The sequence below is a fragment of the Paenibacillus montanisoli genome, from assembly GCF_003268025.1.
GTDB lineage: Bacteria > Bacillota > Bacilli > Paenibacillales > Paenibacillaceae > Paenibacillus_Z > Paenibacillus_Z montanisoli.
Window position 1 is genome coordinate 21,296 of sequence record NZ_QLUW01000001.1, and the last position, 26,663, is coordinate 47,958.

The window sequence follows — 26,663 nt, forward strand, 5'->3', positions numbered from 1 at the left end:
CATGCACCGGTTAAACGCCAGGCATGTTAGCGGGTTTGTTATTTATCCTCATATAAATGAATTGACGTACAAGCCGCCAAGCGGCAGCTGCAGGTACGTCTTCGACGAAGCGCCGTACAGCGTGAGGGAGTGAAACCCTGCAGCTCTCGGGTTGATCAGCGCATTGATGGAGAGGCCGGCGAATCGGTCGAGCGTTTGATGCAACCGCGAGGCAAGGCCGCTGCGTCCCGTAAAAATCCTTTTCACCTCGTCAGGGAGTGCCTGCATCGCGGCCTCGAGCTTCTCCCGGTCAAGCCGCCAGACCCCGTCCTCGGATCGAACAACTCCGACGGCCACAGCGCCCGAGCCTTGTACGGCTTCGTCAATCCGGCTGCGCAGCATCGGCACGAGATAGCCGGATGCTTCTGCGTAGATGGCCTGCAATCCATTAACCTGCTGAATGATGCCGTCCAGTTGTTCGGCTATGGCAGCCGCATTCTGCTCGACCTTTACGGACAGCTGGCCAAGCGACTTGAGACTGGCGATCGATACCGTAACGCTGCCCTGCAGCAGGGAAATGTCGTTCGACGCCGAATCCATGTAAGAACCGCCATTTACTTGATACCTGGCGTCGGAGGCATGCTCCGTCCTCCGGTTCATCCCGGTGGCCGAGATGATGCTGCCGGTTTGGTCTTTGATGTCGAACGCGTTCTTGAGCCCGGTCTCATCCGCGGCGAGCTCAAGCTTTACCAGACCGGTTGCCAGGCCCTCCCGGACGGAAGCGCTCACGCCGAGCCTAGCGTCGTTGACAGTATCGCGAAGCTTGCCGAGCATGGCGGCATTCGTATCGCCTTGACGGATGACGGCGGAAAGCAGCCTGGTTTCGCTCCCGGTTTGAACGGTGAATGTATAAGTACCGGCGCCGATAACGGAAGGGGCGTTCTTGGTCAGGTCATAGCTCATGTTCTTCTGTGCGGTTGCGAGTGTGGCGACATCAAGGTCGTACCGCCCGATCGAAGCGCCGAATGCAGCATTGCCTGTTGCGCTGCCGCAGCCGCTCGTTCCCGAAACGGACACGGTTCGTTCGCCGAATACGGACTTTCCCTTCCTCATCAAGTCGACAACCGCGTCATTCAGCTTGCTGCCTTGAGCAAGCCAGGCATCCGAGCTTTCCGCTGCGGCTTTCAGCGCATCCTGCGCCTGCCGCGGCAATCCGAAACCGGCGATCCGACTGGTCAGCTTTGCCGGGACTTCGTCAGGTTGCCGAGGATGGCGCCAGTAGGGCATCTCGTAGAAGTTCGGATACAGTGCGTATCGTTCCACAGGGATGATTGGCTCCTGCGAGCGGCGCACCGTCCCGAAGATAGCCGGAATTGCGTAGGGAAGGACCATGTTCCATCGCCTCCGATCACTTCGATTACCTCCTATTTTAAATAAAATTTTCCAACATGTCGATGCTTGTTCCCTGCGGGAGCCCTGTAATTTTACATTAAAAAAGCCCGTACCCCGCGGTAGGCACCGGCTGAGGCTCAGGGCTTTCACTACAATCAGATAAGCAGAAAGAGAAATGCAAGCGACGCTAAATCGAGGAAAAATGCGTCTCCCCAACCGTAGTATGGGTCATCATAGTAAGGATCGTAAGGATAGAAAGCCTGCGTTTGGGCGGCTTCCTGCGGCTTCGCCTCCGTTACCGCTTTTTTGCCTTTCTTCGTTTTCGTTTTCGCTTTCGTCTTCGTATTCGTCACTTTGCCTTGATGGACCGTCGAGCTGGCATTCTGGAGGGCACTTCCCTCGCGCTCGTTGAACATCAGCTTCCCGCCGTGGCAGCGGGTCAGAACGCCGATATGGCGCTCACCATCATGCGTGACGGCACAGACGGGCATCCCGCAAAACTGTTTAATGGTATCCTCATGAAGCGGGTAAATGGGTTGCATCTACAGTCAATACCTCCCCCCGGATTCTTTGTGACAGTGTATTCACCCATCAGCAGATGCGTATGGATATATACCTAACCGAAGCCGCGAATTGAATCATCTTTTTGAGGAGTGAACCGAAGATGAGCCATTACGTTCCCCGATCCCGAACCGAAAGCGACAGCTTTCCAAGCCTGAGACGTCAAAAGCGAACCCCGAATTGGGGCATCATCATCGCTGCCCTCATTCTGCTGGCGGCAGGGTGCTGGACCGTCTACGCCGGTAAAACGAAGTCTTCGAATACCGCTGCGGGCGAGCGTCTTCTGCATGATTTCGAAGCTGTCTATGCGTGGAGCGGCAGCGAATATATCGGTGGCGCGGAGGGGGCGCATTGGTCGTTCCGCTGGGACGGCCGGGCGGACCGGAAAGAAGCGGAGCAGCTGGCTGCATCGCTCGGATTTACGCTATCGTCCGGACTGGATGAGGACGAGCCCGTCGATATTATGGCGGCCAACGACGCGGAGCGGATGAAGCTATGGATTCATTCGCGGTCTGATGCGTTCGACCCGGCCGGCGCCAAGCCGTACGAGCTTATCCTGCTGCTCGACCTGGGAGCGGGCTCGGCCCGCAGCGAAATGGAGGAAGCGCTCGGCCGGATCGGGCGGGCGGCGGAAGATCTCGACATTCGGGCCGGGTTTACCGTTCGGGGAGCACCCATTCGGGAAGGAGGCGCGGCGCGGCTTGCGGAAGCCGCCTCAGCGCAGGAGGTGGAAGCGTACGACGACGGGCATACGCAAAGCCTTACGTATTTCTCGAAGCTGCTGCAAAGCAGCGTGCAAAGCGGTGACGCTAAAGTCAATTTGCAGCTGGCCGAATCTGCCGGCGCAGGCGGGGAAAGCAGCGAACTGATTATCGGGGTACCTCTCATTACAGGCGATTATACCTTGCAAAATAACTAGAAATTTAGCGAATGATACATTTTTTTTATGCTTGATTGAATAGCATCTATCGCCTCGATATGCTAAACTACATAACAAGATCTATACCAATCGTTGCATAAAAATACATAAGAGAGAATGAGGGAATACCGAAGTGAGCAAACACGATTTAGTGGCCGCAGAGGGTGCGGTTTATTATTTGTTTGGCGCCACAGGCGACCTGGCGCGCAGGAAGCTGTTTCCTGCGCTATTCAGCTTATATAAGGAAGGCAAACTGGCCGATAATTTCGCTGTTGTCGGTCTTGCCCGCAGACCGCGGACGAACGAGCAATTCCGGGCTGACGTGTACGAGTCGATCAGCGAATTCTCGCGCTATAAGTCTGACGATGCCGAGCTCTGGGAGCGGTTTGCCGAGCACTTTGTCTATATGTCCCTCGACATTAACAACGTTGACGGGTTCCGCGAGCTCGCCCGTCTCTCGGAGGGGCTGGACAAGAAATTCAACATTCCGGGCAACCGTCTGTTCTATCTGGCGCTGGCTCCGAACCTGTTCGGACCGGTGTCTTTCAACCTGCGCGACGGCGGACTGCTGGAATCCGAAGGCTGGAACCGCCTTGTCATCGAGAAGCCGTTCGGCTACGACCTGGAATCGGCGCGCCAGCTGAACGCGCAGCTCAGCCAAGTGTTCAAGGAAGAGGAAATCTTCCGCATTGACCATTATCTGGGTAAGGAAATGGTGCAAAATATCGAGGTTCTCCGGTTCTCGAACGCATTTTTTGAACCGCTGTGGAACAATAAACATATCGCCAACGTGCAAATTACGCTCTCCGAAACGGTCGGCGTAGAGGAGCGCGGCGGTTACTACGATAAATCCGGCGCTCTGCGCGACATGGTGCAGAACCACATGATGCAGATGCTCGCCATGATCGCGATGGAGCCGCCAAGCCGGCTGCATCCGGAGGATATCCGCGACGAGAAGGTAAAAGCGCTCCGTTCGCTCCGTCCGTTCGCGACGGCGGCAGAAGTCAATCAGCACGTCATCCGCGGCCAGTATGAAGAAGGTTCACTTAACGGCAAGCCGCTGGCCGGCTACCGCCAGGAGGAATCCGTCAATCCGGAATCGACGACGGAAACTTATTTTGCAGCGCGCGTGTTCTTGGATAACTTCCGCTGGGCGGGCGTACCGTTCTATATCCGTACGGGCAAACGCCTTCCGGTGAAGACGACGGAGGTCGTGATCGAGTTCAAGAACGTGCCGGACAACATTCTGTTCGCGCGTCGTCATGACCTTTCGCCGAACCTGCTTGTCATCCGCGTTAACCCGATGGAAGGCATTTATATCAAAATCAATGCGAAGAAGCCAGGCGTCGACAACGTCGTCCAGCCGGTTTCGATGGAATTCTGCCAAAGCTGCCAGGTCGGCATCAACACGCCGGAAGCGTACGAGCGGCTGATCTACGACGCGGCGCGCGGCGAATCGACCTACTTCACCCGCTGGGATGAGGTGGCGCAGGCATGGTCCTTCGTCGACCGCATCGCGAACGCGTGGCGCGCGGACAACTCGGATCTGCAATTCTACCCTGCCGGATCGTGGGGACCTAAACGCACGGATGAGCTGCTGGCGCAGGACGGCTTCCACTGGTGGCCGGTCAATGGCCAGGCGGAAGACAACGTCATCTGGATTTCAGGCGGTCCGAAGTGAGTTCACTCACGCTATAGGAGGCTTTGAATGTTTAAAATTTACGATATTTCGATGACGATCGAGCCATCGATGCAAGTGTATAAGAATAAAGAATCGAAGATTCCGAAGTTTACGAACACGTCGAACCATGACAACGGCCAAGCGGTTTATGAAACCCGCCTGGACATGGACGTGCACTGCGGCACGCACGTGGATGCGCCGCTGCATATGCTGAAGGATGGCGAGACGATCGAAACGATCGGTCTGGAGCAGCTCATAGGCCACGCGCGCGTCGTTGATTTGACGCACTGCGAGGAGTTCATTACGCGCGCCGATCTGGAGCCGCTGAACCTGCAGCGCAATGAGTGGGTGCTGTTCAAGACCCGCAACTCGTTTACGGAACAATTCGATTTCAACTTTGTCTACCTTCGGGAAGACGGCGCACGTTATCTGGTCGAGCTCGGGATCCGCGGTTTGGGTACCGATGCGCTGGGCATCGAACGCGCGCAGCCGGAGTATCCGACGCACCGTTCCTTGTTCCGCAACAACATCATCATCGTTGAGGGACTGCGGCTGAAGGATGTAGCTCCCGGCACTTATTTTATGGCCATTGCGCCGCTTAAGCTTACCGGTCTGGACGCGGCTCCGGCCCGCGCTTTCTTGATCGGCGGCATGTAAAGGACGAAGGGAACTATCATGAGTAAAACAATTACAGACGAAATAAAGCAAGAAGTCGAGAAGCGGCGCACGTTCGCCATTATTTCTCACCCGGATGCGGGGAAAACGACGCTCACGGAGAAGCTGCTCCTGTTCGGAGGCGCCATTCGCGAAGCGGGAACGGTCAAAGCGCGCAAGGCGAGCCGCCATGCGACGAGCGACTGGATGGAGATCGAGAAGCAGCGCGGCATCTCCGTTACGTCTTCCGTCATGCAGTTCGACTATAGCGGTCACCGCGTCAACATTCTCGATACGCCGGGTCACCAAGACTTTTCGGAAGATACGTACCGTACGCTGACCGCGGCCGACAGCGCCGTCATGCTTATCGACGTCGCCAAAGGCGTCGAGGCTCAGACGATCAAGCTGTTCCAGGTATGCAGCAAGCGGGGCATTCCGATCTTCACCTTCATTAATAAGCTCGACCGCGAAGGTCAAAACCCGTTCGAGCTGATGGAAGAGCTCGAGCGCGTGCTCGGCATCCGGGCCGTTCCGATGAACTGGCCGATCGGCATGGGCCGAGAACTGTGCGGCGTGTACGACCGGATGAAGAATCAGGTCGAGCTGTTCCAGGGCAACGATCATTCGAAGATCGAGGTCGTGAAGGTCGATGATTACAACGATCCGCATATCCGCGAAATGGCGGGCGATTTCCTGACGGACCAGCTCATTGCGGACTTGGAGCTGCTTGACGTAGCCGGCGATCCGTTCGATTACGAGAAGGTTCGCGCAGGCGAATTGACGCCCCTGTTCTTCGGAAGCGCGGTCAACAATTTCGGCGTGCAGACGTTCCTTGAGAACTTCCTGCAGCTTGCGCCGGCGCCGACGCCGCGCATGAGCACGAGTGGGCCTGTCGATCCGATGAGCGAGAAGTTCTCCGGTTACGTGTTCAAGATCCAAGCGAACATGAACCCGGCTCACCGCGACCGGATCGCGTTCCTGCGCATTTGCTCCGGCCGCTTCGAGCGGGGCATGAGCGTGCGCCACGTGCGTAACGGCAAGGACATCAAGCTGTCGCAGCCGCAGCAGTTTCTGGCACAAGACCGCGACATCGTCGAAAATGCGTATCCGGGCGATATTATCGGTTTGTTCGATCCAGGCATTTTCCGGATCGGCGATTCCTTGGCGCAAGGCGGCGAAATCGTGTTCGACGAGCTGCCGACGTTCTCGCCGGAGCTGTTCGCTAAAGTCACGGTGAAGAACGCGCTTAAGCATAAACAGTACCAGAAGGGCATTGACCAACTGACGGAAGAAGGCACGATTCAGGTGTTCCACTCCACCGGCAACTTCGACGAAACGATTCTGGGCGTAGTCGGCCAGCTGCAATTCGAGGTATTCGAGCATCGGATGCGCTCCGAGTACGGCGTCGACATTATGCTGCACCGGATGCCGTTCCAGTTTGCCCGCTGGATCGTCGACGACAAGATCGATCCGTCCAAGTACCGGATCAATTCGACGCTGGTGAAGGATAAGAAGGACAATTATGTCGCGCTGTTCGAGAATGAATACGCGATGAGAACCGCAATGGAGAAGAATCCAACCTCCAAGTTTCTGGAGATGGCTCCATAATAGAAGAAGCCCTCAAGCCTGCGATTGTAATCGCGGACTCGAGGGCTTTTTTTTTCGTTTAATCCAGATCTCCGGGAATCGGTCTTCCGGCAAGCAGTTCCATACGGCGATGGTGCTCGATGGCCGCGAGGATCTCCTGCTTCACGCTTTCGTTGTAAGATCGAAGCATGCCTGGGAGCAGGAACAGATCGACGATGACCCAGATGAACAGGGCAACGCCCGATAGAATGCATGGGATAAGCGCGAGGAAAGAGTACGCGAACTCCTCGGCGATGGCCGAGGTAAACACGAATACGAAGTAGAAAAGCACTGCGGCTATGAAAAGCAGCAACTGTGCAACGCCCGAGCGAATCCGCTTGAGGTAAAAGCGGTGCAGTCCGAGATGACCGCCGAGCAGCATCAGATAGGCAACCGCCGCCGATTTCTCGGCGCTTCTCAGCTCGGAATTCAGAATGAGAAGCTCGTTTAGGGTGAGGTCTTTTTTGGTCAGCATATGCTTCGTCTGCTCCTTCGACTTAGCGATTCATAGCGTTGTCGAAGTGCTTCTGGGCGACCAACTCATCCAAAATCCGGCCTTCGACGCGCTGATTCTCTTCCTTCACCATGCCGTGCAGCAGGAAGGCATCGATCAATACCCAGACCGCCGTCACGATGCAGCCGATAATCGTAATCGTGAGAATAAGCTGCGTAACGGCCGTGCCGGTCTTCTTCATATAGAAGCGGTGCGCGCCGAAGCTGCCCAGGAAGAACCATAGAATATAAGCGACAAGCATGTTTTTGCCTTGGTTTCTCACTTCTTGATCGAGAATAAGCAGCTCGCGAGCGTCCAGCTGGCTCTTCTGAGCGATATTATAGTTCATGTTTCTAATTCCCCTTCGTCATAAAATGTTCAAAAAATAGGACGCTATTAGTATAAAGTAGCGTGCTAGTTCGGGCAAGGATTAAATAGAAAAGTTTCCAGCCATTGTCCATAAAAACAATTGACAGGTAAGCGGTTGCATGAGAGAATGTACGCGTGTACATTTTGGAGATTACTTAGAGGGGAGGAAGGCCTTATCCGTAGAAAAGTCGCTGAGTTGGCAGGCGTTTCGGAAGCTACGGTCTCGCGCGTGCTGAGCGGTGCAGGAACGGTGAAGGATGATACGGCCAAACGGGTCATGGACGCGGCGAAGCAGCTCGGCTACGTGCCGAATGCGCTTGCCCAGCGGTTTGCGCTGCGCAAGAGCGGAAATCTCGGCGTGATTTTGCCGCTGCTGCCGAAAGTGAATCTCTTTTCCACATTTTACTTCTCGGAAGTGTTAAGCGGAATCGGGGTTACGGCCAAGCAGCGCGGTTACGATCTGCTCCTGCTGTTCCGGGAAGCCGACGAGGCGCGGGATTATGCCAGTCTGTTCCGGACCCAGAAGATCGACGGCTGCATTATTCTGGGCTCCAAGGATACTCCGGGCGAGCGGGCTGCGCTAGCGGAGCTTAAGGAAAGGGAGCATCCCTTCTGCCTCGTGAATCAGCGCTTTGAAGGCGAAGCCTACAACACGGTGGATGCCGATCAGAAGATGGGCAGCCGCCATGCGGTCAGGCATCTTCTGCGGTATGGCTACCGGAAGATTTGCTTCTTGAACGGTCCGCCGGAATATTCCAACAGCCTTGACCGGCTGAATGGGTTCCAGCAAGCATTGGCCGAAGCGCAAGTGCCGTTTCGGGAAGAGCATGTGCTGATCGGGAACTACAGCCGCAAGAGCGGTTACCGGCAGACGGAAACGGTTGCGGCGCTCATCCGATCCGGCGAAGTCGACGCGGTCATCGCGGCGAACGACCGGATGGCGATCGGTCTCATGCAAGGGCTGAAGGAGCTTGGCATCCGCGCCGGCGAAGATTTCGCGCTCGTGGGCTGCGACGATTCCGATGTCTCGAGCATGATGGAGCCGCAGCTGACCAGCATTCGCGTCCCGTTCTACGAGGTAGGCTGCGAGGCGGCCTCTCGCCTGCTGGACCTGATGACGGAAACGGAGCCTTCCCCTCCTTTTGAAGTAAAGCTGCCTGTCAAGCTGATTGAGCGCGCTTCCTCCAAAACAACGAGATCGACTGCGAAGTAACGTTTGTACGTTTGTTCATACTACAAAATTATGAGAGGCGGAACGAAACGATGAGCAAAATCCGTGTTGGCATGATCGGCTATAAATTTATGGGCAAAGCCCATAGCAACGCTTACCGCGCGTTGCCGATGTTCTTCCCGAAGGTGATTCGTCCGGAAATGGCGGTCATTTGCGGCCGTGACGCGGTGGGTCTGGAACAGGCCCGAGCACAGTTCGGCTGGGAAGGCGCAGAGACGGATTGGCGCAATCTCGTGAAGCGCGACGATATCGACCTTGTCGATATCAATGCGCCGAGCGACGCGCATAAGGAAATTGCGATTGCTGCCGCAGAAGCGGGCAAGCATATTTTCTGCGAGAAGCCGCTGGCTCTTAACCTTGCGGATTCGATTGAAATGCTGAACGCGGCTGAGAAGGCCGGCGTAAAACACATGGTAGGCTTCAACTACCGTTTCGCGCCAGCCGTTCAGCTCGCGAAGAAGCTGATCTCGGAAGGCCGCATCGGCAAAATTTATCATTTCCGCGGCTTCTTCCTGCAGGATTGGATCGTTGACCCTGAATTCCCGCTCGTATGGCGTCTACAGAAGGATATCGCCGGCTCCGGTGCTCACGGCGATCTTGGCGCGCATGTCATCGATATGGCGCGCTTCCTTGTCGGGGAGTTCCAAGAGGTCATTGGCATGAGCGAAACGTTTATTAAGGAGCGTCCGCTGCTAACGGCGACGACCGGCGGCCTTAGTGCCAAAGGCGACAAAGATGCGCCGAAGGGACAGGTTACCGTCGACGATGCAACGCTGTTCCTTGCTAAGTTCGCGAACGGCGCGCTGGGCAGCATTGAAGCGACGCGTTTCGCGCCGGGCCATCGCTGCACGAATTCGTTCGAGATCAACGGCAGCAAAGGCAGCATCAAGTTTGATTTTGAACGCGTGAACGAGCTTGAAGTGTACTTCGCGGACGATGCTGCGGACGTACAAGGCTTCCGCCGCGTCATCGCGACCGATGCGGCGCACGCTTACAGCGATGCTTGGTGGCCTGCAGGTCACACGATCGGTTACGAGCATACGTTGACACATGAGGTCCATGAGTTCATGTTAGCGCTGGCTGAAGACCGTCAGCCGGTTCCGAACTTTTTGGACGGCGTAGAATGCCAAGCGGTGCTGGAAGCCGTTGATAAGTCGATTGAGGAACGCCGCTGGGTTGCGATTTCGGAATTGAGATAACTACTACTTTTTGAAGCAGAGGATGGGACTAGGCATGAGCAGAAAGGCATTGATCGTATGGGGCGGCTGGGATGGTCACCAGCCGAAGGAAGTGGCCGCCATTTTCGAGGGCGTGCTAAAGGAAGAAGGCTTCGACGTCACGGTTTCGGACACGCTCGACGCGTATAAAGACGCAGAGCTGATGGCGCAGTTGGACCTGATCGTTCCGGTTTGGACGATGGGAGAGATCTCTCAGGAGCAGCTTCGTCCGCTGCTTGAGACGGTTCGCGCGGGCTGCGGCATTGCCGGCTGCCACGGCGGCATGGCGGATTCGTTCCGCAACGAAGTCGAGTATCAGTACATGGTCGGCGGACAGTGGGTGGCTCACCCGGGCAATGACGGCGTTCGTTATGATGTAAACATGGTGCGCGAAGACAATCCGCTGACGAGCGGCATCGGCGATTTTGAAGTCTGCTCCGAGAAGTATTACATGCATGTCGATCCTGCGATCGAGGTTCATGCCACGACATCGTTTGACGATTGCAAGATGCCGGTTGTTTGGACGAAGAAGTGGGGCGAGGGCCGCGTGTATTACAACACGCTCGGCCATCAGGCAAACATTGTGGCAATGCCGCAAACGCTCGAATTGATGCGCCGCGGGTTCCTATGGGCCGCTCGCAGCCAGGAAGCGTAAGAGATAGCACTTATCCTTATTGAAATGTTGGGAGGAATGAAGCTTCATGAAACCTGTTAAAGTCGGTATCATTGGCTGCGGCAACATCAGCCATGTGTATTTTACGAATTTGAAGAAATACCCGGAGGTCGAATTGGTCGCTGCGGCGGACCTGGATATTGCGCGGGCGCAGCAGCGCGCGGAAGAATTCAGCCTTGAGAAAGCCTATACGGTAGAGCAGCTGCTTGCCGATCCGGAAATCGAAATCGTCGTCAATCTGACGATTCCGAAGGCTCACGCTTCCGTATGCTTGCAGGCGCTTGAAGCGGGCAAGCATGTGTATGTGGAGAAGCCGCTTGCGGTTACGCGCGAAGAAGGCAAGCAGGTGTTGGCGCTGGCAGCCGAGAAGGGCCTGCGTGTTGCGAGTGCGCCCGAGACGTTCCTTGGCGGCGGCATCCAGACTTGCCGCAAGCTGATTGACGAGGGTGCGATCGGCATGCCGGTATCCGCTACGGGCTTCATGCTTTGCGGCGGTCATGAGAGCTGGCATCCGGATCCTGAGTTTTATTATGAACTGGGCGGCGGCCCGATGTTCGACATGGGGCCATACTATTTGACCGCCTTCGTTACGCTGCTCGGCCCGATTCGCCGCGTGACAGGCTCCGCAAACATCACGCACGCGGAGCGGACGATTACGAGCGCGAAGAAGAACGGCAAGAAGATTCAAGTCGACACGCCGACGAACATTTCGACCGTGCTTGATTTCGAGAACGGTGCGATCGGCACGCTGCTGACGAGCTTCGATGTACCGGCCGGCACATCGCTGCCGAACATCGAGATTCACGGCAGCAAAGGCTCGCTGCTCGTGCCGGATCCGAACGGCTTTGGCGGCAAGGTCAAGCTGCGCCGCCACGGCGGCAATTGGGAAGAGATCGAGCTGACGCACGGCTTCACGGATAACAACCGCGGTATCGGCGTAGCCGACATGGCGCGCGCCATCCGCGAAGGCGGACAGCATCGCGCGAATGGCGAGATGGCCTATCACGTGCTTGAAGCGATGCATGGCGTTCACGACGCTTCGCGCGACGGGAAGCATTACATCATGGAGAGTACCTGCGAGCGCCCTGAGCCGATGCCGGTACTTGAAGCGCAGTCGCAATAAGTTTACTATAGGAAGAGGTTCTTTCAGCCTGCCCGCAAGGGCGGGCTGATCATTTACGTTGAAGGAGATTTCGTTCATATGAAAAAGGTAAAAGTCGGCATTATTGGCTGCGGGAACATCAGCCAAATTTATTTTACGAATTTGAAGAAGTATCCGGAGATCGATCTCGTCGCTGCGGCTGACATCGATTTGGACCGCGCGAAGATGCGCGCCGAAGAATTCGGTCTTTCGAAAGCGTATACAGTTGAACAGCTGCTGGCGGATCCGGAAATCGAAATCGTCGTGAATTTGACGATTCCGAAGGCGCATGCTCCGGTATGCTTGCAGGCGCTGGAAGCCGGCAAGCACGTCTATGTCGAGAAGCCGCTTGCGGTTACCCGTGAAGACGGCAAGAAGGTACTCGAGCTGGCTGCGAAGAAAGGACTGCGCGTTGCGAGCGCGCCTGAAACGTTCCTTGGCGGCGGCATTCAAACATGCCGCAAGCTGATCGATGACGGTGCGATCGGCACGCCGATCTCCGCGACCGGCTTCATGCTGGGCGAAGGGCCAGAAGGCTGGCATCCGGATCCGGAATTTTTCTATGAAGCAGGCGGCGGCCCAATGTTCGATATGGGCCCGTACTATTTGACCGCTTATATCGCGCTGCTCGGTCCATTCCGCCGCGTGACGGGCTCCGCCGTCATTTCCCATCCGGAGCGTACGATTACGAGCGAGAAGAAGAACGGCAAAGTCATTAAAGTCGAGACGCCTACCCACATTGCAGGCGTTATCGACTTCCAAAGCGGCGCTGTCGGCACGCTGATTACAAGCTTCGATACGAAGGCGGGTACTTCGCTGCCGAATATCGAAATTCACGGCACCGCAGGCTCTCTGCTCGTACCGGATCCGAATACGTTCGGCGGCACGATCAAGCTGCGCCGTTACGGCCAAGAAGAGTGGGAGGAAGTGCCGTTCACGCACGGCAACACGGACAATAACCGCGGCATCGGCGTAGCCGACATGGCGTGCGCTATCGTGGAAGGCCGTCAGCACCGCGCAAATGGCGCGATGGCTTATCACGTGCTTGAAGCGATGCACGGCTTCCATGATGCTTCCCGCGAAGGCAAGCACTACGTGATGGAAAGCACCTGCGAGCGTCCGGAGCCATTGCCGGCGTTGGAAAATTCCGAAGCGGGCGTGTAAAAGAAAAAGACATTCGAACCAAGCGGTTCGGATGTCTTTTTTTAAATCGACGAGTAAGGCGAAGGTTTAGCTTGGGCTCGGCGGAGCGCTTTCTGATCCACCGTTCAGCCCATTATGCAGAGTTTGTACCATGCGGCTTTGATCGCTGGCATCACTGTGTTGCCAGATCATCTCGAAGAGAACCCCGAGACCGGGGAGCGTTTTCTCATCATTCCCGATGGAGCCTTCGATGACGTCTGTTAATTCCTCACCCGATAAATTGTGTACTCGTTGAACGATCGCTTGGCGCAAATCAAGATTATGCAATCTGGTCCCTCCATCCTTGCAGAGTCGCTCGATTAATATCTCCTTAGAAGCCTGTTTTCATGCTGAGGTTATTGAGTCTTCGCCATTCGGATGTAGAAGAAAATTATGTTATAATAAGCTCGATTCACGCCAACCATGGTCAGAGGGGATGATCGCCTTGCCTAATAAGCAATACGCCGTCATTGGTATGGGACGGTTCGGTTTGAGCGTCGCCCGGTCGCTGTCAAAGCTCGGCTTCGATGTGCTTGCGATCGATGCGAGCGAGCAGAGAATCCAAGACGTGGCTGATTATGTCACGCATGCGGTCGCTGTTGATTCGACGGACGAGGAAGCGCTGCGCTCGCTGGGGCTGCGGAACTTCGATGTCGTCGTCGTCGCGATCGGGGAGGACATTCAGGCAAGCATTTTGACCACACTGATCTTGAAGGAGCTCGGCGTGCCGCAGCTGATAGTAAAAGCGCAAAATGAGCTGCACGGGAAGGTGCTGAGCAAGATCGGCGCAGACAAAGTCGTCTTCCCGGAGCGGGATATGGGGATACGGGTCGCGCATCACTTGATTTCGCCGAACATCTTGGAATACATAGAGCTATCCAACGATTACAGCATTGTCGAGCTGAAAGCGCCGGCGTTTGCCGTAGGCAAAAACTTAAGGCAACTGGATGTCCGAGCGAAATATAAATGCAATGTGCTCGCGATCAAAATGGACGGCGAGCTGAACATTTCTCCGAATGCGGAGGATATCATCAAGGAAAACGACGTGCTTGTTATCGTAGGCAAGAATGAACATATAGCCGATTTAGAGCTTGATTACGCATAAGGGTGATTACGGGAGCGTACATGAATACGAAACGAATGATGAGCATCACTTCGGTGCAAAATGAAAAAGTAAAAGCAATGGCGGCTCTGCAGGAAAAGAAGCATAGAGACCGTTCGGGCCGTTTTATCATGGAGGGCGTGCATCTAGTTCAGGAAGCGCTTCAAGCCGGCGCCGACGTCGAGACGATCGTCATCGATATGGAGCGCGGCGTGCCTGCTGAACTTCGGACACTGCTCAGCAATGCCGATTGCGAGCTGATCGAGGCGACACCTGCGATCATGGCCAAGTGTACCGGCACGGACTCGCCTCCGCCGGTATTCGGTGTCGTTGCGAAGCCGTACGCGGATCGTTCCACGCTGTTCAAGTCGGATTCGCTCGTCGTCGTGCTGGACGGCCTGCGCGACCCCGGCAATGTGGGCACAATCATTCGCAGCGCGGATGCCGTTGGCGCGCATGCCGTCGTGCTCGGAAAAGGCAGCGTCGATCTCTATAATCCGAAGACGGTGCGCTCTACAATGGGCTCGTTGTTCCATCTGCCGGTGATCGAGGCGGATTTGAGTGAGCTGCTGCCAGAGGCGAAGCGGCATGGCATCAAGCTGGTCGGGACGAGCCTACAGGCATCCGCCACCTGCTACGGGTTCGATTGGAAGGTCCCAACGTGGCTGCTTATGGGCAGTGAATCGCAGGGACTCTCGGCAGAAGTGCTGGCGCAGGTCGATGCGAACGTTATTATTCCCATGCACGGGCATTCCGAGTCGTTGAACGTGGCGATGGCGAGCACGATTTTGTTGTATGAGGCGCTAAGGCAGCGGAGTTATGCGTAACATAAAAAGTCCTAATGTGGTTGTGAGTTATAATTCAGTTTGGAACTGAATTGAAATTTAATTTTGACACAGCTTGGTCAGTCCTGATCATCAAGAATCCTTGATAAATCAGGGCTTTTTTATTTAGAAATTTAGCGAATAGAGGCGGAGCGAAAACATACAGGTTACAGCTATAAAATTGAGGGAGAGAATATCATTATGCTAACTGCGAAGCAGAGATTTCTGATGGATACGTATGGTTATGTCGTTATTCCAGATGTGGTTGAGGCGGATTTGATTGAACGGACGCGCCTAGCGATGGATCGCATGGATGCAGAGCTGCCGACGGCGGAGCATTCGGAAAATTACCCGGACGGCAAGCCTCGTAAACTCACCGGTACGCCTTACTTTTCCAAATTCGGTCCCTGCATCGAGTATGATCCGGTGTTTCTGGAAATGGCCATGCATCCGAAGGTACTGGCTTATGCGGAAGAGATCGTAGGGGGGCGAGTTCGTTATGAGGAGCAGGAATGCTCGATTAACAGACGGAATCCCAATGAGCACCAAACCGATATCCAGAGTTATGGCTGGCATCGGGGAATTAGTCCGGATTTTAGTAGATATGCAGTGGAAGGCCGCAGTCACTATTTGTGGATCAAAGCGATCGTATTTCTGACCGATATTGGTCCTGATGATGGCGGTACGAGCGTTATTCCTGGTACTCATCGTGCTGCGACTGACCGAGAGTTTATTTCCCAGCTTGAGCCATGGATGGTGCATCAGGTGCAGGGGAAGGCGGGGAGTGTGCTCTTGTTCACCGAATCGCTCATTCATTCGGTCACGCCGATTCGTTCGGACAACATCAGATATATTATGATTACAGGCTATGTTCCGCCGTTCATGCGTGAGTATGATCCTCCGTCAAATCCAAGTGAGGCGTTTTTGGCGCACTTGAACGAGAGTGAACGGACGTTTTTGACCGGCGACCAGTCCCGGAGAGCGCGGTATGATTTTGGCAGGATGTAGGCTCATATGGTTGTGAGGAGTTGGACTCCTTGGGTGTCTCAAAACATAGTATCGAAAATTTGAGACAACTTATAACAATGATAAACTCCCCTTAAATCAAGGATTTTGGGGAGTTTATCATCTGGAATCACGATTATTATAAGTATATAGAGAGTTAGATCTCAAGCTGGCAAGACCATTTTGATTGATCGTCACCGGTTTTGGCGTATGAACTTTTCGATCCATTCAATTAATGAAATCGGAGACTTCGTCGGAATCCGGTGATCGACATTCTTCATGTAAACTAACTCACTCCTCGGCAAACGCTCATGCAGCAAATTGGCATAAGGATGAAAGTGCTTGTCCTTCTCTCCGTAAATAAGCAGCATTGGATGATGGATTTCCTGGAGTCGCGATGTACAGTTATAGTTTAAGCAATAGCGGTAATACTGTTCAGCATTTCTGGCATTTCCTTTTCTCGCATCGTTAAAAAGCTTGAAAAACAAAGACATATTTTTAGTCTGCGTCCATGCATCGGTTAACGCTATCGTGCCGATTGCTCCGATATTGGAGAGAAAAGCGCCTAGTGATATTCGTTTTCTTAGACGCTTGTCGTTCACTTCGGACATACCGCCAATGACGATTCCGCCACATGCCCGATCGGGATGAGTCAAGAGAAACTCAAGTACGACCGAACCCCCGGTGGAATATCCGCATAAAAATATTTTTTCGATGTTTAACCGGTCTATCAACTGTTTGATATCCTCGACGATTAATGGGTAAGTAACCGTTTGCTCGGAAGGTTGGCTTTTTCCGTGTCCTCTGATATCAAATGCAATGGTTCGGAAATGAGGAGATAGACCTTGGATTTGATAGATGAAGTTAAGGCTTGTAAGTACCGGCGGGTGAATGAAGAGAATAGCGGTTCCTTCTCCGCGATCGATATAATGCATCGAATATCCATTTATGTTAACGGTAGTCATATTTCTCACTCCATTTAAGAATCCCTGTAGATGGATTATTTTGTATTTTATAAGCGCCTAAGTACAATTATTATGTCAATGACAGATAACCCATATTCGCTTACCATCCCACTGTACAGTTCAAATCGGGACAGGCCGCGGCGAGCAAGAAAGCTGGAGCATTTTTGTCATACATTCGCCTATTGAAACATAACTATTAAACAATTGATAGTTTCGTAGTTTTAGGAGGCGGTTAAAGTGGCCATGGAACCTGTTTTTACTGTGGAAGAAGTCGCGATTATGTTAAATAAGGATAAGCGCATCATTTACCAGTGGTTAGCAACAGGCACACTGCAAGGGCGGCGCAAAAGCAAAGGAAGAAAAAGCAGATGGGAGATCCCGGCATCCACGGTAAAATCGTTCATTCCCGGCAAGTTAAGTGAAATCGATAAAGCCGTTTTGGACATTTCGGCTAAAATTCTTGAGTTGAAAGAGCGACCGATAAGCGAATCCGGCAGAGTTCTTCTTGATGAATTGTTAATGCATTTCCTCAGTCTCCAAAACGAAAACTACTCGAATGCAACAGAAGAAGAGGAACAGAAAAAGAATCGGTGCCATAGGATCGGCATCACGACAAGTGATTGTATCGGGTGGGATAAGCTGGCCCTGCATCAATTGATAAGCATGAATCAGCATAGGTTAGTAAGTGACGCGGCGTTAAGCGAGATCTTAATTTCAAACGAGTGGGTAGCTGCTTATGAATACCTGACTAACGAGATCGTATTTGTGAGAGATGCGGAATTGAAAGCTGACAGGGACGAAGAATACGCACACCGTATGGAAGGGTAATTGCAAATCGAACGCGAAGTTAATGCGGCAGTTTCGAAATAGATGTAAAAGGCGGCAGAACACGAGGCTCTGCCGCCTTTACGTTTGAAACGAACAATCATTACTTGACGAATGGCAGGAGGAACACCACGAGACGGCAGCGAAATGATACGGCAATCTCGAATAATCAAGGAGGAGCAGAAATATGAGCCATACTGAAAAATCATTTATATTCGAGGTAAAACCTGCAGAAGCCTCGCAAATCGATTTGGTGCATCGCATCTTCTCGCCAGAAGACTTTTCCCTCCCCCAACATCGAAGGTACCAGGTCCAAAGCAATGGTGAAGGGGTATATTTGATTGCTTGGGATCATGAAACGCCAATCGGCGGTTTCCTCGTACGATGGAGCGGACCTCAGGATGAAGCGGTATCCTCTCGGATTGACGTATCCGGAAGAGCCTATCTTGAAGGCGGGTTGACACTTGACGAATATCGGCGCAAAGGGGTCGCGACAGCAATTATACGCGAAGCGGAGCGGCTCGCAAAATTGCATGGTTGTACCCATATCGGCATGGAGGTAGGCAGCAGCGATAACCCGGATGCGAAACGACTTTACGAGAAACTCGGATACATCGATTGGGGGTGTGGCGATTTTACGATTAGCTGGGAGTCCAAAGATGCGGGCGGGAATTCAAGAATTGACTCTGAGGTTGTTACCTTCCTGCAAAAACCTCTCTAATTTCAAACAAACGAGCCCGCCATCAATGGCGGGCTCTTTTTATTGCAGGCACTTAACCGGTGCGTTCATTCGCGCGCGTCGTATAGACGAGCGGAAAGTGATCCCCGGTGAGCAGATCGCCGGGCTTCACCGAAACGAAGTTGTGCATCGGGTGATCGGCGTGCGGCTCATAGCGGGTATGGCCTGGCATATAGTGGACCGCGATGGCGCGGCGTTTCATGTCGGAGCGATTATGCGGACTGCCGTGCCACGTCAAACAATGATGGTACCCGACTTGCCCTTTTTTGATTTCGAACGGCACCGCTTCCACGACCGCGCCTTCGGGCAGCAGCTCCGGCTGTCTATGGTACGGTTTGAAATCCTTTGAGCTCGCCAAGTATTTCTGGTGGTTTCCCCATTTGTGGCTGCCCGGCACCATCCACATGCTTCCGTTCTCGATGACGGCGTCATCAAGCGCCACCCAAGCGCTGACCAAATGCGCGGGCTGGATGATCGGCCACAGCGGGTGATCTTGGTGCCAGCCCGTAGGCCCCCCGGAGACGGGCGGTTTGTATTGGATCTGGTCATGCCAGATGCGGAGTTCGTCGGTCCGGCAGAGCTGCGCGATTTCTTCGCAGATACGAGAGTTGGCAGCGTGATTGAAGAAAGCATCGCTGGCCATCCAGATATTCACGATCTGAACGACCCGTTCGCTGACCGTCATTTTCATATTATCGTACAGGTTGCCGCCTTCCAGCATGTTATGGTTCAATACCGGCTTCTTGACGGTTCTGCCTTCCATGACGTCGTCGAGTTCGCGGCGAAGCGCTTTCACTTCTTCCTCGCCAAGCACGATATCCCCTTTAAGAAATCCGTTTCGGTCGAATTCTTCGATCTGGCTTTGAGTCAGCATGCGGATTTCACCTCACAGGTTCGAATTAGTATGATCAATGGTTTCATCATACTAAACCTTTTTCGGCATGTATTTAGAATAAAAGGATGTAGATTTGCGATATTTCAATATTTATAGGTCGAATTAAAGGGCAACTTGTCGAACGGAGTAAAATCTGGGAAAAACGCAAATATACCTTCTTTTTTTCTAAATACACGGGAATTGCCCGTTATGTATGATGAGAGCGCAATCATTCCTGCAGCTTGGGCGAGTTCTTATAAAGGAAAATCAAACGGGAACGTGCCGATGAGGCACTTCTGACAAAGGGGTTGATTGGTCGGACACGCTGTTTTTCCGGTCGTTCCGCAGGTTTGCACAAACTTATATATATAAGTGGAACGGTCGTCTGCCAACTTTTTATGTAAACGCTTACCAAGTTCTGATGAGAGGGGCAGCGTTGCTTTAGAAAGCTGGTTTGCATGGTACACCAAACTTACGGGTTGGAGGATGACTATGAGAAAACAGAGGAACAGAACGCTCTCGCGGCTGCTTGCCGTAACGCTTGTGCTGTCGGCCTTCTTAAGCGCATGCGAGAGCGGAAGCGGCGGAGGCACCGACATCGGGGCTGTCAATAGCACGACCGAGGGTACGGACAACGCCGGAAATTCCGGAAATACGAATGCGAAAGAAGAAAATACGAGTCAGGAGAACGATTCGAATTCAACGACTGCGGAACCCGCACCGGCGGAGCTGACCGAGTTCAAGCAGGCGCCCATGCTTGACAGCTTCTCGGTTCCCTTGAAGGATCGTCTGCCTGCGGACTATAAGATTACGAACGAAATGCCGAAGGAGCTGCTGAATTACGAGATCGGAACCTACGGCGGCACGCTCCGCACGGTTACCTCGGTCGTCGATTGGGATGCGGACGTATTCATCATGAACGACGAGGCGCTGCTGAACACGCCCGGCCTTCTTGGCCAGGAAGTCACGGGCAACGTGCTAAAGAGTTACGAGATGAGCAGTGACGAGAAAACGTTCACGTTCCAAATGCGCAAAGGCCTCAAATGGTCGGACGGCCAGCAGGTGACGACCGATGACGTCAAATTCACCGTCGAGGATGTCCTATTCAACAAGGAGCTTACGCCGATCTTTCCCGCTTGGTTGAACGCGGCGGGCGACCCGAACGGCAAGCCGTTCACCTTCGAGCTTGTCGACGAATATACCTTCAAGCTGAGCTTCGATCAGCCGTATGGCGGCTTCTTATTGAGCCTTGCGGTGCAGGGATGGCGCGGGTATAGCGATTTGCTGAAGCCGGCGCACTATTTGAAGAAATTCCACAAGAAATATACGGATATCGCTACGCTGGAGCCGGATATGAAGAAAGCCGGATTCAAGAAGGGCGAGTGGGTGAACCTGTTCAACGACAAGGACATCACGAACTGGGAGCTCACGAATCCCAAGTCCATCGGATTCCCGGTGCTCTATCCGTGGATGCTGACGAAGAAGACGAACACGACGGCAACCTTCGAACGCAACCCGTACTACTTTAAGGTTGACCCTGAAGGCAATCAGCTGCCATATATCGATAAAATCCAGAGCACGCTCGTGCAGGACATCGAGATGGTCACGCTGAAGACGATCGCCGGCGAAGTGGACTTCTCCCGCGAATCGGCGTCTCTGGTCAAGATGCCGCTGTACCGAGAGAACGAGAACAAAGGTTTTAAAGCGCTGCTTAGCAACCTGCACGTTTCGCCGACCGACATTTTCCTGAACATGACCCACAAAGACAAGAACTGGTCGACGGTGGTGAACGATGTGCGGTTCCGCAAGGCGCTGAGCCTCGCATTGGATCGAAACGAAATCATCGATTCGATTTATTACGGGTTTGCCGAGCCGAACGAATGGCAGGATTCAACGTACGACGTTGACGCAGCCAACAAGCTTCTCGACGAAATGGGCATGACGAAGGGCTCCGACGGTTTCCGTACCGGGCCGGACGGCAAGAAATTCACGATTCCGATCGAAGTCGGCGCACAGGCGCCCGATATCGTGCCGATGACCGAGCTCGTCGTCGAAATGTGGAAACAGCTGGGCCTCGACGTCACGATGAAGAAGATTGACGGGGCGCTGTGGGGCAAGCGCAACGAAGCGAACGACCTGAAGGCCACCGTCATTTGGGCGGCCGACCCGATGTGGTATTACGGCGATTGGGGACAAGGGATCTGGGGACCTGCCTGGAATTTGCACCGTTCCTCCGGAGGAACGAAAGGCGTCAAGCCGCCGGCCGAAGTCGAGGCTTTCTACCAGAGCGTTTCCAAGGCGGCCGTCGCCAATCCGCAGAACGCCAAGGCAGTTGTCGACAATGAAATCAAGAAGGCGCTCGGCGAAAACTACTACTTCATCGTTCCGCTACAGAACGTGAAGCAGCCGCTGATCGTGAACGAGAAGCTGCGCAATGTCGGAAACGAGAACGCGCTTGCAGTCGCAACCGATTACGCCGGCGAGCAATTGTTCTTCGCCAAGTAAGATCAGGATCGGCATCGCCCAGGAGAACGGCAGCACGCATGCCGCCTGGGCTTTGCCGTTTGAGAAATCCTCGAGAGGAGGGAGCGCATGCTCAATTACATTGGCTATCGGGTGCTCCAGCTGATTCCGCTGCTGATCGCGATCAGCATCATCGTGTTTTTCATTATCCAGCTGCCGCCCGGCGATTTTCTATCCACGTATATCCAGCAGCTTGAATTGTCCGGCACGAAAGTGGATGCCGGCATGATTCTGAACTTGGAGCGGCAGTACGGACTGGATCAGCCGTTCATTGTCCAGTACCTCGTCTGGATCAAAAACATCATCGTGGACGGCGATCTGGGACGCTCGTTCCAGTGGAATAAGCCGGTATCCGAGGTGCTTGGGGACAGGCTTATGCTGACGATGGTCATCTCGGTCATCTCGCTGATTTTCGTCTGGATCATCGCGATTCCGATCGGCATTTATTCCGCCGTGAAGCAGTATTCGATTCTCGATTACGTGTTCACGTTCATCGGCTTCATCGGGCTCGCCGTTCCGGGATTCCTTATCGCCCTGGTTGTCCTGTATTTCGTATTCGTCAATACCGGCGTCTCGTTAAGCGGCCTATTCTCGCCGGAATACGTGGATGCGCCTTGGAGCATGGCCAAGGTCATGGATATGCTGCCCCGGCTGGTCCTGCCGGTCGTCATTATCGGCATGTCCGGCACGGCCGGCCTGATCCGCGTCATGAGAGGCATGCTCCTTGACGAGCTCTCCAAACAATACGTGATCACCGCCCGCGCCAAGGGGGTTGAAAGCACGAAGCTCCTGTTCAAATACCCGGTCCGCATGGCGATCAATCCGCTCATCAGCACCATCGGGTGGACGCTGCCCGCGCTGATCTCCGGCGAAGCGATCGTGTCCATCGTCATGAATCTGCCGACGACCGGGCCGATCCTGCTTAGGGCGTTAATGTTTCAGGATATGTATCTTGCGGGCAGCTTCCTGCTGATCGTAAGCGTGCTGACCGTTATCGGAACGTTAATATCCGACATACTGCTCGCGTGGCTGGATCCGCGCATCCGCTTTGGGGGGGTTGCCGATTGAATACCGCAGTACCGACGAAAGCGGTCAAGAAAAGATGGTTCCGTCTCGGAAGAGTTCCGCAGGCGGTCGAAACGGATGAGGCTTACGAAGTGGCTTCCCAGTGGAAGCTGATGTGGTGGAAATTCAAGAAGCACAAGATCGCCATGGCCGCGGGGGTCGTTCTCGTCCTGTTTTACATGTCTGCGCTGTTTTGCGAGTTTCTGTCGCCGCATCTGCCGCTAGACCGGTATACCTCCTATAAGAACGCGCCTCCGCAGACGCTCCACTTCTACGATAAAGAGTCGGGCTTCAGCCTGCGGCCATTCGTCTACGACATGAAAATGAAGGTCAACGAGCAAACGTTCCTCCGAACGTTTCAGCCCGATACGTCCAAGAAATATTACATCCACTTCTTCGTCAAGGGTCCGGAATATAGGATGTGGGGGCTGTTCAAGACCGATATCCATTTGTTCGGGACAAAGGATATGCGTGCTCCGCTATTCCTCGCCGGAACGGACGACCTCGGACGCGATCTGCTTTCCCGCATGATATACGGCGGCCGGATCTCGCTCTCCTTCGGGGTGCTGGGCATCGTGCTGACGCTCATTCTCGGGCTGCTGCTCGGCGGCTTGTCCGGCTATCTCGGGGGCGTAACCGATACGATCGTGCAGCGGTCGATCGACCTGCTGATCTGCATTCCGACCATTCCTTTATGGATGGCGCTGTCCGCCGCGCTTCCGAGGGACTGGTCGGCGCTGGAAATCTATTTCGGCATGGTGATCATCTTCTCGATTATCGGATGGACCGGACTGGCGCGCGTAGTACGGGGCAAAATCCTGTCGCTGCGCGAAGAGGACTTCACGATGGCGGCGCGGCTCGCCGGCGCGAGCGACCTTCGGATCATCCGCAAGCATCTGCTGCCGTCGTTCGCCAGCTATACGATCGTTACGGTTACGTTGTCAATCCCGGCGACGATACTCGGGGAGACGGCGCTTAGTTTCCTCGGGATCGGGCTTGCTCCGCCGGTCGTCAGCTGGGGGGTCTTGCTGCAGGATTCGCAGAACCTGGAGACGCTGGCCCACCATCCTTGGCTGCTATGGCCCGCGGCGCTGATCATCGTCACCGTATTGATGTTCAATTTTCTGGGTGACGGGCTTCGGGACGCAGCAGATCCCTACAAATAAGGAGGCCAAGCGATGAGTATCGAGATGCCGAACCGGAACCGGCCTCTGGCCGCGTCCATCCAAGACAAAGACGTTATCCTTCAGGCGAACAACCTGAAGGTGCATTTCCATCTGGACGAAGGAAGGCTCAAATCCGTTGACGGCGTAGACCTGATCATCCGCAAAGGGAAGACGCTGGGCATCGTCGGCGAGAGCGGCTGCGGCAAGAGCGTCACCTCGCAGGCGCTGCTCCGGATCGTGCCGAAGCCGGGCCAGGTGGAAGGCGAAATTCTGCTTAAGCGAAATGGCGGCGAAGAGACGGCAGAGGTCGTCGATTTGGTGAAGCTGGAAGCGGACGGCAAGGAGATCCGCGACGTAAGGGGCGGAGAGATCGCCATGATCTTTCAAGAGCCGATGAAGGCGTTCTCGCCCATTCACACGATCGGCGACCAGATCATGGAAGCCATCCTGCTGCATCGGACGAAAGACAAGAAAGAGGCGCGGGAGATCGGGCTCGAGACGCTCGCCAGCGTCGGCATGTCGAACCCGAAGCAGCGGCTTGACGAGTATCCCCACCAGCTGTCCGGCGGCATGCGGCAGCGGGCGATGATCGCCATGGCGCTCGCCTCGCACCCGAAAATTCTGATCGCGGACGAACCGACGACGGCGCTTGACGTAACCGTACAGGCCCAGGTGTTGACCTTGATCAACGAGCTTAAGGAAAAGCTCAACACGTCGGTCGTGTTCATCACGCACGACCTTGGCGTTATTGCCGAAATGTCCGACGAGGTGGCGGTTATGTATCTCGGCAAGGTCGTCGAGTATACGGATGTCGACACGCTGTTCTACGGCCCGCGCCACCCATACACGAAGGCGCTGCTCAATTCCATTCCGTCCGTGACGAACCGGAATACGCGTCTCGAATCGATCGAGGGTACGGTCCCGTATCCCATGAACCTTCCCGAAGGGTGCGGATTCTACTCCCGATGCCCGAAGGCGCAGTCAGGCGTATGCAACGCGGCGGATATCCCGCTCATCAAGGTGAGAGACAACCATTACGTGCGCTGTCTCTTCGCCGAAGACCAGAATACCGGAGGTGAGGGGCAATGAGCGTGCGAGAAGCCGATCTTGGACGAGGCCATGATGCCGTACAGGGAGACGTGATTTTGAACGTACAGTCGCTGAAAAAATATTTTCCGATCAAAAAAGGCTTTCTCCAGAAGACGGTGGGGTACGTCAAGGCCGTAGACGATGTAAGCTTCTATATCCGGGAAGGCGAAACGTTCGGGCTTGTCGGCGAATCCGGATGCGGAAAGACGACGCTCGGCCGCTGCGTGCTGCGCGCGATCGAGCCGACGGAAGGATCGACGGTGTTCAAGGACCGTGAAGGCCGCGTAAGCGACCTTAATGAGCTGGATAACAAGGAGCTGCGCAAGCTCCGCAGGGACATCCAGCTGATTTTCCAGGATCCATATTCTTCCCTCAATCCCAGGATGACCGTTCAAAACATCGTGGCGGAGCCGCTTATCTGCAACGGGATTGCGCATGGCGACGAGCTCCGGAGCCGGGTCCGCCAGCTCATCGAAATGGTAGGGTTAAACAGCCGTCACATGGACCGGTATCCGCACGCGTTCAGCGGCGGCCAGCGCCAGCGGATCGGCATCGCCCGCGCGCTTGCGACGAATCCGCGTTTCGTCGTCTGCGACGAGGCGGTCAGCGCGCTGGACGTGTCCGTGCAGGCCCAGATTCTGAATTTGCTGCAGGATTTGCAGCGACAGCTCAGCCTCAGCTACTTGTTTATTTCGCACGACCTGGGCGTCATTCAGCATATATCCGACCGCGTTGGCGTCATGTACGTCGGCCGGATGGTGGAGACGGCGCGGACCGAGGATTTGTTCCGAAGACCGCGCCATCCTTATACCGAAGCGCTTCTCTCCGCCAAGCCGGTACCGGATCCGCGCAGGAAGTCCGAACGGATCGTCCTGCAGGGGGAGGTCGCCAATCCCGCCAAACCGCCGTCGGGCTGCTATTTCCATCCGCGCTGCCCGTACGCGCAGGAGATATGCAAGCTGCAGAAGCCGGAGTGGCGTAAAGTCGGAGAGGACCATTTCGTCGCGTGTCACCTTGCCGATGAGCTGACGCTCCAGGGAGCGATCGGATCATGAGCCCTCTTATCGGCGCGATCATGCTCTACCTTGTGGCGTTGATGGCCTTCATGTTCGGCACGGTAGTGTTCATCCGCTATGCGGTCAACCGAGCGATCGGGCAGAAGCACCGGCTGCTGGAGGAGATCATGGAAACCGGCAAGCTGCCGCAGGTCTGGTTGGACGGGGCGATGCGGCCCTCGGAAACGGAGAAGCAGGTAAAGAGTCTGGCGACCTATGTTCGCAAGACGAGGCTGGTCGATAGCGAAGAGACCCGCACGCTGCTGCTTACAAGGCTGGAGAACGCAAGATCGCTCGGAAAGGAATAACGCAT

Annotated in this window: 27 protein-coding genes; 20 read left to right on the forward strand and 7 right to left on the reverse strand. The window is 54.7% G+C overall.

The genetic code is table 11. The features are described from left to right. Nucleotides 1-48: 48 nt before the first annotated feature. Together DL346_RS00180 and DL346_RS00185 are read right to left on the reverse strand one after the other, a co-directional pair. Nucleotides 49-1,371 (reverse strand): hypothetical protein, encoded by a 1,323-nt coding sequence (locus tag DL346_RS00180; RefSeq protein WP_112879962.1) that lies wholly within the window; start codon nt 1,369-1,371, stop codon nt 49-51. 155 nt (nt 1,372-1,526) lie between these two features. After that, nucleotides 1,527-1,913, reverse strand: coding sequence for a hypothetical protein (locus tag DL346_RS00185; protein ID WP_112879963.1), 387 nt, complete (start codon nt 1,911-1,913; stop codon nt 1,527-1,529). Between the two features lie 122 nt (nt 1,914-2,035). Between DL346_RS00185 and DL346_RS00190 the strand changes: the two genes are divergently transcribed. The 4 genes from DL346_RS00190 to DL346_RS00205 all read left to right on the forward strand — a co-directional run bounded on the left by DL346_RS00190 (nt 2,036) and on the right by DL346_RS00205 (nt 6,794). Then, nucleotides 2,036-2,851 (forward strand): YwmB family TATA-box binding protein, encoded by an 816-nt coding sequence (locus DL346_RS00190; protein ID WP_112879964.1) that lies wholly within the window; start codon nt 2,036-2,038, stop codon nt 2,849-2,851. 133 nt (nt 2,852-2,984) lie between these two features. Beyond that, nucleotides 2,985-4,532: a glucose-6-phosphate dehydrogenase gene (gene zwf / locus DL346_RS00195; protein ID WP_112879965.1), complete on the forward strand. Its 1,548-nt coding sequence runs from the start codon at nt 2,985-2,987 to the stop codon at nt 4,530-4,532. Nucleotides 4,533-4,559: 27 nt separating this feature from the next. After that, complete coding sequence (locus DL346_RS00200) at nt 4,560-5,189, forward strand: cyclase family protein (protein ID WP_112879966.1); 630 nt, start codon at nt 4,560-4,562, stop codon at nt 5,187-5,189. Nucleotides 5,190-5,207: 18 nt separating this feature from the next. Further along, entirely contained in the window at nt 5,208-6,794 is a 1,587-nt protein-coding gene (locus tag DL346_RS00205) for a peptide chain release factor 3 (RefSeq protein ID WP_112879967.1), read from the forward strand. A gap of 58 nt (nt 6,795-6,852) precedes the next feature. On the opposite strand, the gene DL346_RS00210 is transcribed toward DL346_RS00205, so the two are convergent. Together DL346_RS00210 and DL346_RS00215 are read right to left on the reverse strand one after the other, a co-directional pair. Continuing rightward, entirely contained in the window at nt 6,853-7,287 is a 435-nt protein-coding gene (locus tag DL346_RS00210; protein WP_112879968.1) for an NINE protein, read from the reverse strand. Nucleotides 7,288-7,309: 22 nt separating this feature from the next. Further along, nucleotides 7,310-7,654: a TM2 domain-containing protein gene (locus DL346_RS00215; RefSeq protein WP_112879969.1), complete on the reverse strand. Its 345-nt coding sequence runs from the start codon at nt 7,652-7,654 to the stop codon at nt 7,310-7,312. Between the two features lie 147 nt (nt 7,655-7,801). Here DL346_RS00215 and DL346_RS00220 point away from each other — a divergent pair, with 147 nt between their 5' ends. The 5 genes from DL346_RS00220 (at nt 7,802) to DL346_RS00240 (ending at nt 13,100) form a co-directional block, all read left to right on the forward strand. Then, a complete protein-coding gene (locus tag DL346_RS00220; RefSeq protein WP_112879970.1) occupies nt 7,802-8,887 on the forward strand; it encodes a LacI family DNA-binding transcriptional regulator in 1,086 nt (361 codons plus the stop codon). A gap of 50 nt (nt 8,888-8,937) precedes the next feature. Further along, nucleotides 8,938-10,104: a Gfo/Idh/MocA family protein gene (locus DL346_RS00225; protein WP_112879971.1), complete on the forward strand. Its 1,167-nt coding sequence runs from the start codon at nt 8,938-8,940 to the stop codon at nt 10,102-10,104. Between the two features lie 34 nt (nt 10,105-10,138). Next, complete coding sequence (locus DL346_RS00230) at nt 10,139-10,777, forward strand: ThuA domain-containing protein (RefSeq protein WP_112879972.1); 639 nt, start codon at nt 10,139-10,141, stop codon at nt 10,775-10,777. A gap of 46 nt (nt 10,778-10,823) precedes the next feature. Then, entirely contained in the window at nt 10,824-11,918 is a 1,095-nt protein-coding gene (locus DL346_RS00235; protein WP_112879973.1) for a Gfo/Idh/MocA family protein, read from the forward strand. Between the two features lie 78 nt (nt 11,919-11,996). After that, nucleotides 11,997-13,100, forward strand: coding sequence for a Gfo/Idh/MocA family protein (locus DL346_RS00240; protein ID WP_112879974.1), 1,104 nt, complete (start codon nt 11,997-11,999; stop codon nt 13,098-13,100). A 66-nt stretch (nt 13,101-13,166) separates the two neighbouring features. On the opposite strand, the gene sspI is transcribed toward DL346_RS00240, so the two are convergent. Continuing rightward, a complete protein-coding gene (gene sspI, locus DL346_RS00245) occupies nt 13,167-13,406 on the reverse strand; it encodes a small acid-soluble spore protein SspI (RefSeq protein ID WP_112879975.1) in 240 nt (79 codons plus the stop codon). A 157-nt stretch (nt 13,407-13,563) separates the two neighbouring features. On the opposite strand from sspI, the gene DL346_RS00250 reads away from it, so the two are divergent. The 3 genes from DL346_RS00250 to DL346_RS00260 all read left to right on the forward strand — a co-directional run bounded on the left by DL346_RS00250 (nt 13,564) and on the right by DL346_RS00260 (nt 16,052). Beyond that, complete coding sequence (locus tag DL346_RS00250) at nt 13,564-14,223, forward strand: potassium channel family protein (protein WP_112881701.1); 660 nt, start codon at nt 13,564-13,566, stop codon at nt 14,221-14,223. A 20-nt stretch (nt 14,224-14,243) separates the two neighbouring features. Beyond that, entirely contained in the window at nt 14,244-15,047 is an 804-nt protein-coding gene (locus tag DL346_RS00255) for a TrmH family RNA methyltransferase (protein WP_240632978.1), read from the forward strand. Nucleotides 15,048-15,245: 198 nt separating this feature from the next. After that, complete coding sequence (locus tag DL346_RS00260) at nt 15,246-16,052, forward strand: phytanoyl-CoA dioxygenase family protein (RefSeq protein ID WP_112879976.1); 807 nt, start codon at nt 15,246-15,248, stop codon at nt 16,050-16,052. Nucleotides 16,053-16,243: 191 nt separating this feature from the next. Here DL346_RS00260 and DL346_RS00265 read toward each other — a convergent pair whose 3' ends face one another. Then, nucleotides 16,244-17,014, reverse strand: coding sequence for an alpha/beta fold hydrolase (locus tag DL346_RS00265; protein WP_112879977.1), 771 nt, complete (start codon nt 17,012-17,014; stop codon nt 16,244-16,246). 237 nt (nt 17,015-17,251) lie between these two features. Between DL346_RS00265 and DL346_RS00270 the strand changes: the two genes are divergently transcribed. Both DL346_RS00270 and DL346_RS00275 read left to right on the forward strand, forming a co-directional pair. Next, nucleotides 17,252-17,842 carry a hypothetical protein gene (locus DL346_RS00270; RefSeq protein ID WP_112879978.1) on the forward strand — a complete coding sequence of 197 codons (591 nt, stop codon included), beginning with the start codon at nt 17,252-17,254 and terminating at the stop codon, nt 17,840-17,842. A gap of 184 nt (nt 17,843-18,026) precedes the next feature. After that, nucleotides 18,027-18,560: a GNAT family N-acetyltransferase gene (locus DL346_RS00275; RefSeq protein ID WP_112879979.1), complete on the forward strand. Its 534-nt coding sequence runs from the start codon at nt 18,027-18,029 to the stop codon at nt 18,558-18,560. Nucleotides 18,561-18,612: 52 nt separating this feature from the next. Here the strand turns inward: DL346_RS00275 and DL346_RS00280 are convergent, their stop codons facing one another. Then, complete coding sequence (locus DL346_RS00280) at nt 18,613-19,452, reverse strand: phytanoyl-CoA dioxygenase family protein (protein WP_112879980.1); 840 nt, start codon at nt 19,450-19,452, stop codon at nt 18,613-18,615. Between the two features lie 492 nt (nt 19,453-19,944). On the opposite strand from DL346_RS00280, the gene DL346_RS00285 reads away from it, so the two are divergent. From DL346_RS00285 to DL346_RS00310, 6 genes are all read left to right on the forward strand, one after another. Then, complete coding sequence (locus DL346_RS00285; protein WP_112879981.1) at nt 19,945-21,957, forward strand: ABC transporter substrate-binding protein; 2,013 nt, start codon at nt 19,945-19,947, stop codon at nt 21,955-21,957. A gap of 87 nt (nt 21,958-22,044) precedes the next feature. After that, nucleotides 22,045-23,043, forward strand: a complete 999-nt coding sequence (locus DL346_RS00290; RefSeq protein WP_112879982.1) for an ABC transporter permease — start codon at nt 22,045-22,047, stop codon at nt 23,041-23,043. Continuing rightward, on the forward strand, nt 23,040-24,206 hold the full coding sequence (locus tag DL346_RS00295) for an ABC transporter permease (protein ID WP_206098454.1): 1,167 nt from the start codon (nt 23,040-23,042) through the stop codon (nt 24,204-24,206). Before DL346_RS00290 ends, DL346_RS00295 begins: the two co-directional genes overlap by 4 nt. 12 nt (nt 24,207-24,218) lie before the next feature. After that, nucleotides 24,219-25,295, forward strand: coding sequence for an ABC transporter ATP-binding protein (locus DL346_RS00300; RefSeq protein ID WP_240632979.1), 1,077 nt, complete (start codon nt 24,219-24,221; stop codon nt 25,293-25,295). Next, nucleotides 25,292-26,350, forward strand: a complete 1,059-nt coding sequence (locus DL346_RS00305) for an ABC transporter ATP-binding protein (RefSeq protein WP_112879983.1) — start codon at nt 25,292-25,294, stop codon at nt 26,348-26,350. Before DL346_RS00300 ends, DL346_RS00305 begins: the two co-directional genes overlap by 4 nt. Further along, a complete protein-coding gene (locus DL346_RS00310) occupies nt 26,347-26,658 on the forward strand; it encodes a hypothetical protein (protein ID WP_112879984.1) in 312 nt (103 codons plus the stop codon). The genes DL346_RS00305 and DL346_RS00310 overlap by 4 nt, the downstream gene beginning before the upstream one ends. The last annotated feature ends 5 nt before the right edge of the window (nt 26,659-26,663 follow it).

Coding starts and splice junctions, on each gene's coding strand:
- DL346_RS00180 (WP_112879962.1), bottom strand. CDS start 1,371: ATGGTCCTTCCCTACGCAATTCCGGCTATCTTCGGGACGGTGCGCCGC.
- DL346_RS00185 (WP_112879963.1), bottom strand. CDS start 1,913: ATGCAACCCATTTACCCGCTTCATGAGGATACCATTAAACAGTTTTGC.
- DL346_RS00190 (WP_112879964.1), top strand. CDS start 2,036: ATGAGCCATTACGTTCCCCGATCCCGAACCGAAAGCGACAGCTTTCCA.
- DL346_RS00200 (WP_112879966.1), top strand. CDS start 4,560: ATGTTTAAAATTTACGATATTTCGATGACGATCGAGCCATCGATGCAA.
- DL346_RS00205 (WP_112879967.1), top strand. CDS start 5,208: ATGAGTAAAACAATTACAGACGAAATAAAGCAAGAAGTCGAGAAGCGG.
- DL346_RS00210 (WP_112879968.1), bottom strand. CDS start 7,287: ATGCTGACCAAAAAAGACCTCACCCTAAACGAGCTTCTCATTCTGAAT.
- DL346_RS00215 (WP_112879969.1), bottom strand. CDS start 7,654: ATGAACTATAATATCGCTCAGAAGAGCCAGCTGGACGCTCGCGAGCTG.
- DL346_RS00220 (WP_112879970.1), top strand. CDS start 7,802: ATGTACGCGTGTACATTTTGGAGATTACTTAGAGGGGAGGAAGGCCTT.
- DL346_RS00225 (WP_112879971.1), top strand. CDS start 8,938: ATGAGCAAAATCCGTGTTGGCATGATCGGCTATAAATTTATGGGCAAA.
- DL346_RS00230 (WP_112879972.1), top strand. CDS start 10,139: ATGAGCAGAAAGGCATTGATCGTATGGGGCGGCTGGGATGGTCACCAG.
- DL346_RS00235 (WP_112879973.1), top strand. CDS start 10,824: ATGAAACCTGTTAAAGTCGGTATCATTGGCTGCGGCAACATCAGCCAT.
- DL346_RS00240 (WP_112879974.1), top strand. CDS start 11,997: ATGAAAAAGGTAAAAGTCGGCATTATTGGCTGCGGGAACATCAGCCAA.
- DL346_RS00255 (WP_240632978.1), top strand. CDS start 14,244: ATGAATACGAAACGAATGATGAGCATCACTTCGGTGCAAAATGAAAAA.
- DL346_RS00260 (WP_112879976.1), top strand. CDS start 15,246: ATGCTAACTGCGAAGCAGAGATTTCTGATGGATACGTATGGTTATGTC.
- DL346_RS00265 (WP_112879977.1), bottom strand. CDS start 17,014: ATGACTACCGTTAACATAAATGGATATTCGATGCATTATATCGATCGC.
- DL346_RS00275 (WP_112879979.1), top strand. CDS start 18,027: ATGAGCCATACTGAAAAATCATTTATATTCGAGGTAAAACCTGCAGAA.
- DL346_RS00280 (WP_112879980.1), bottom strand. CDS start 19,452: ATGCTGACTCAAAGCCAGATCGAAGAATTCGACCGAAACGGATTTCTT.
- DL346_RS00285 (WP_112879981.1), top strand. CDS start 19,945: ATGAGAAAACAGAGGAACAGAACGCTCTCGCGGCTGCTTGCCGTAACG.
- DL346_RS00290 (WP_112879982.1), top strand. CDS start 22,045: ATGCTCAATTACATTGGCTATCGGGTGCTCCAGCTGATTCCGCTGCTG.
- DL346_RS00300 (WP_240632979.1), top strand. CDS start 24,219: ATGAGTATCGAGATGCCGAACCGGAACCGGCCTCTGGCCGCGTCCATC.
- DL346_RS00305 (WP_112879983.1), top strand. CDS start 25,292: ATGAGCGTGCGAGAAGCCGATCTTGGACGAGGCCATGATGCCGTACAG.
- DL346_RS00310 (WP_112879984.1), top strand. CDS start 26,347: ATGAGCCCTCTTATCGGCGCGATCATGCTCTACCTTGTGGCGTTGATG.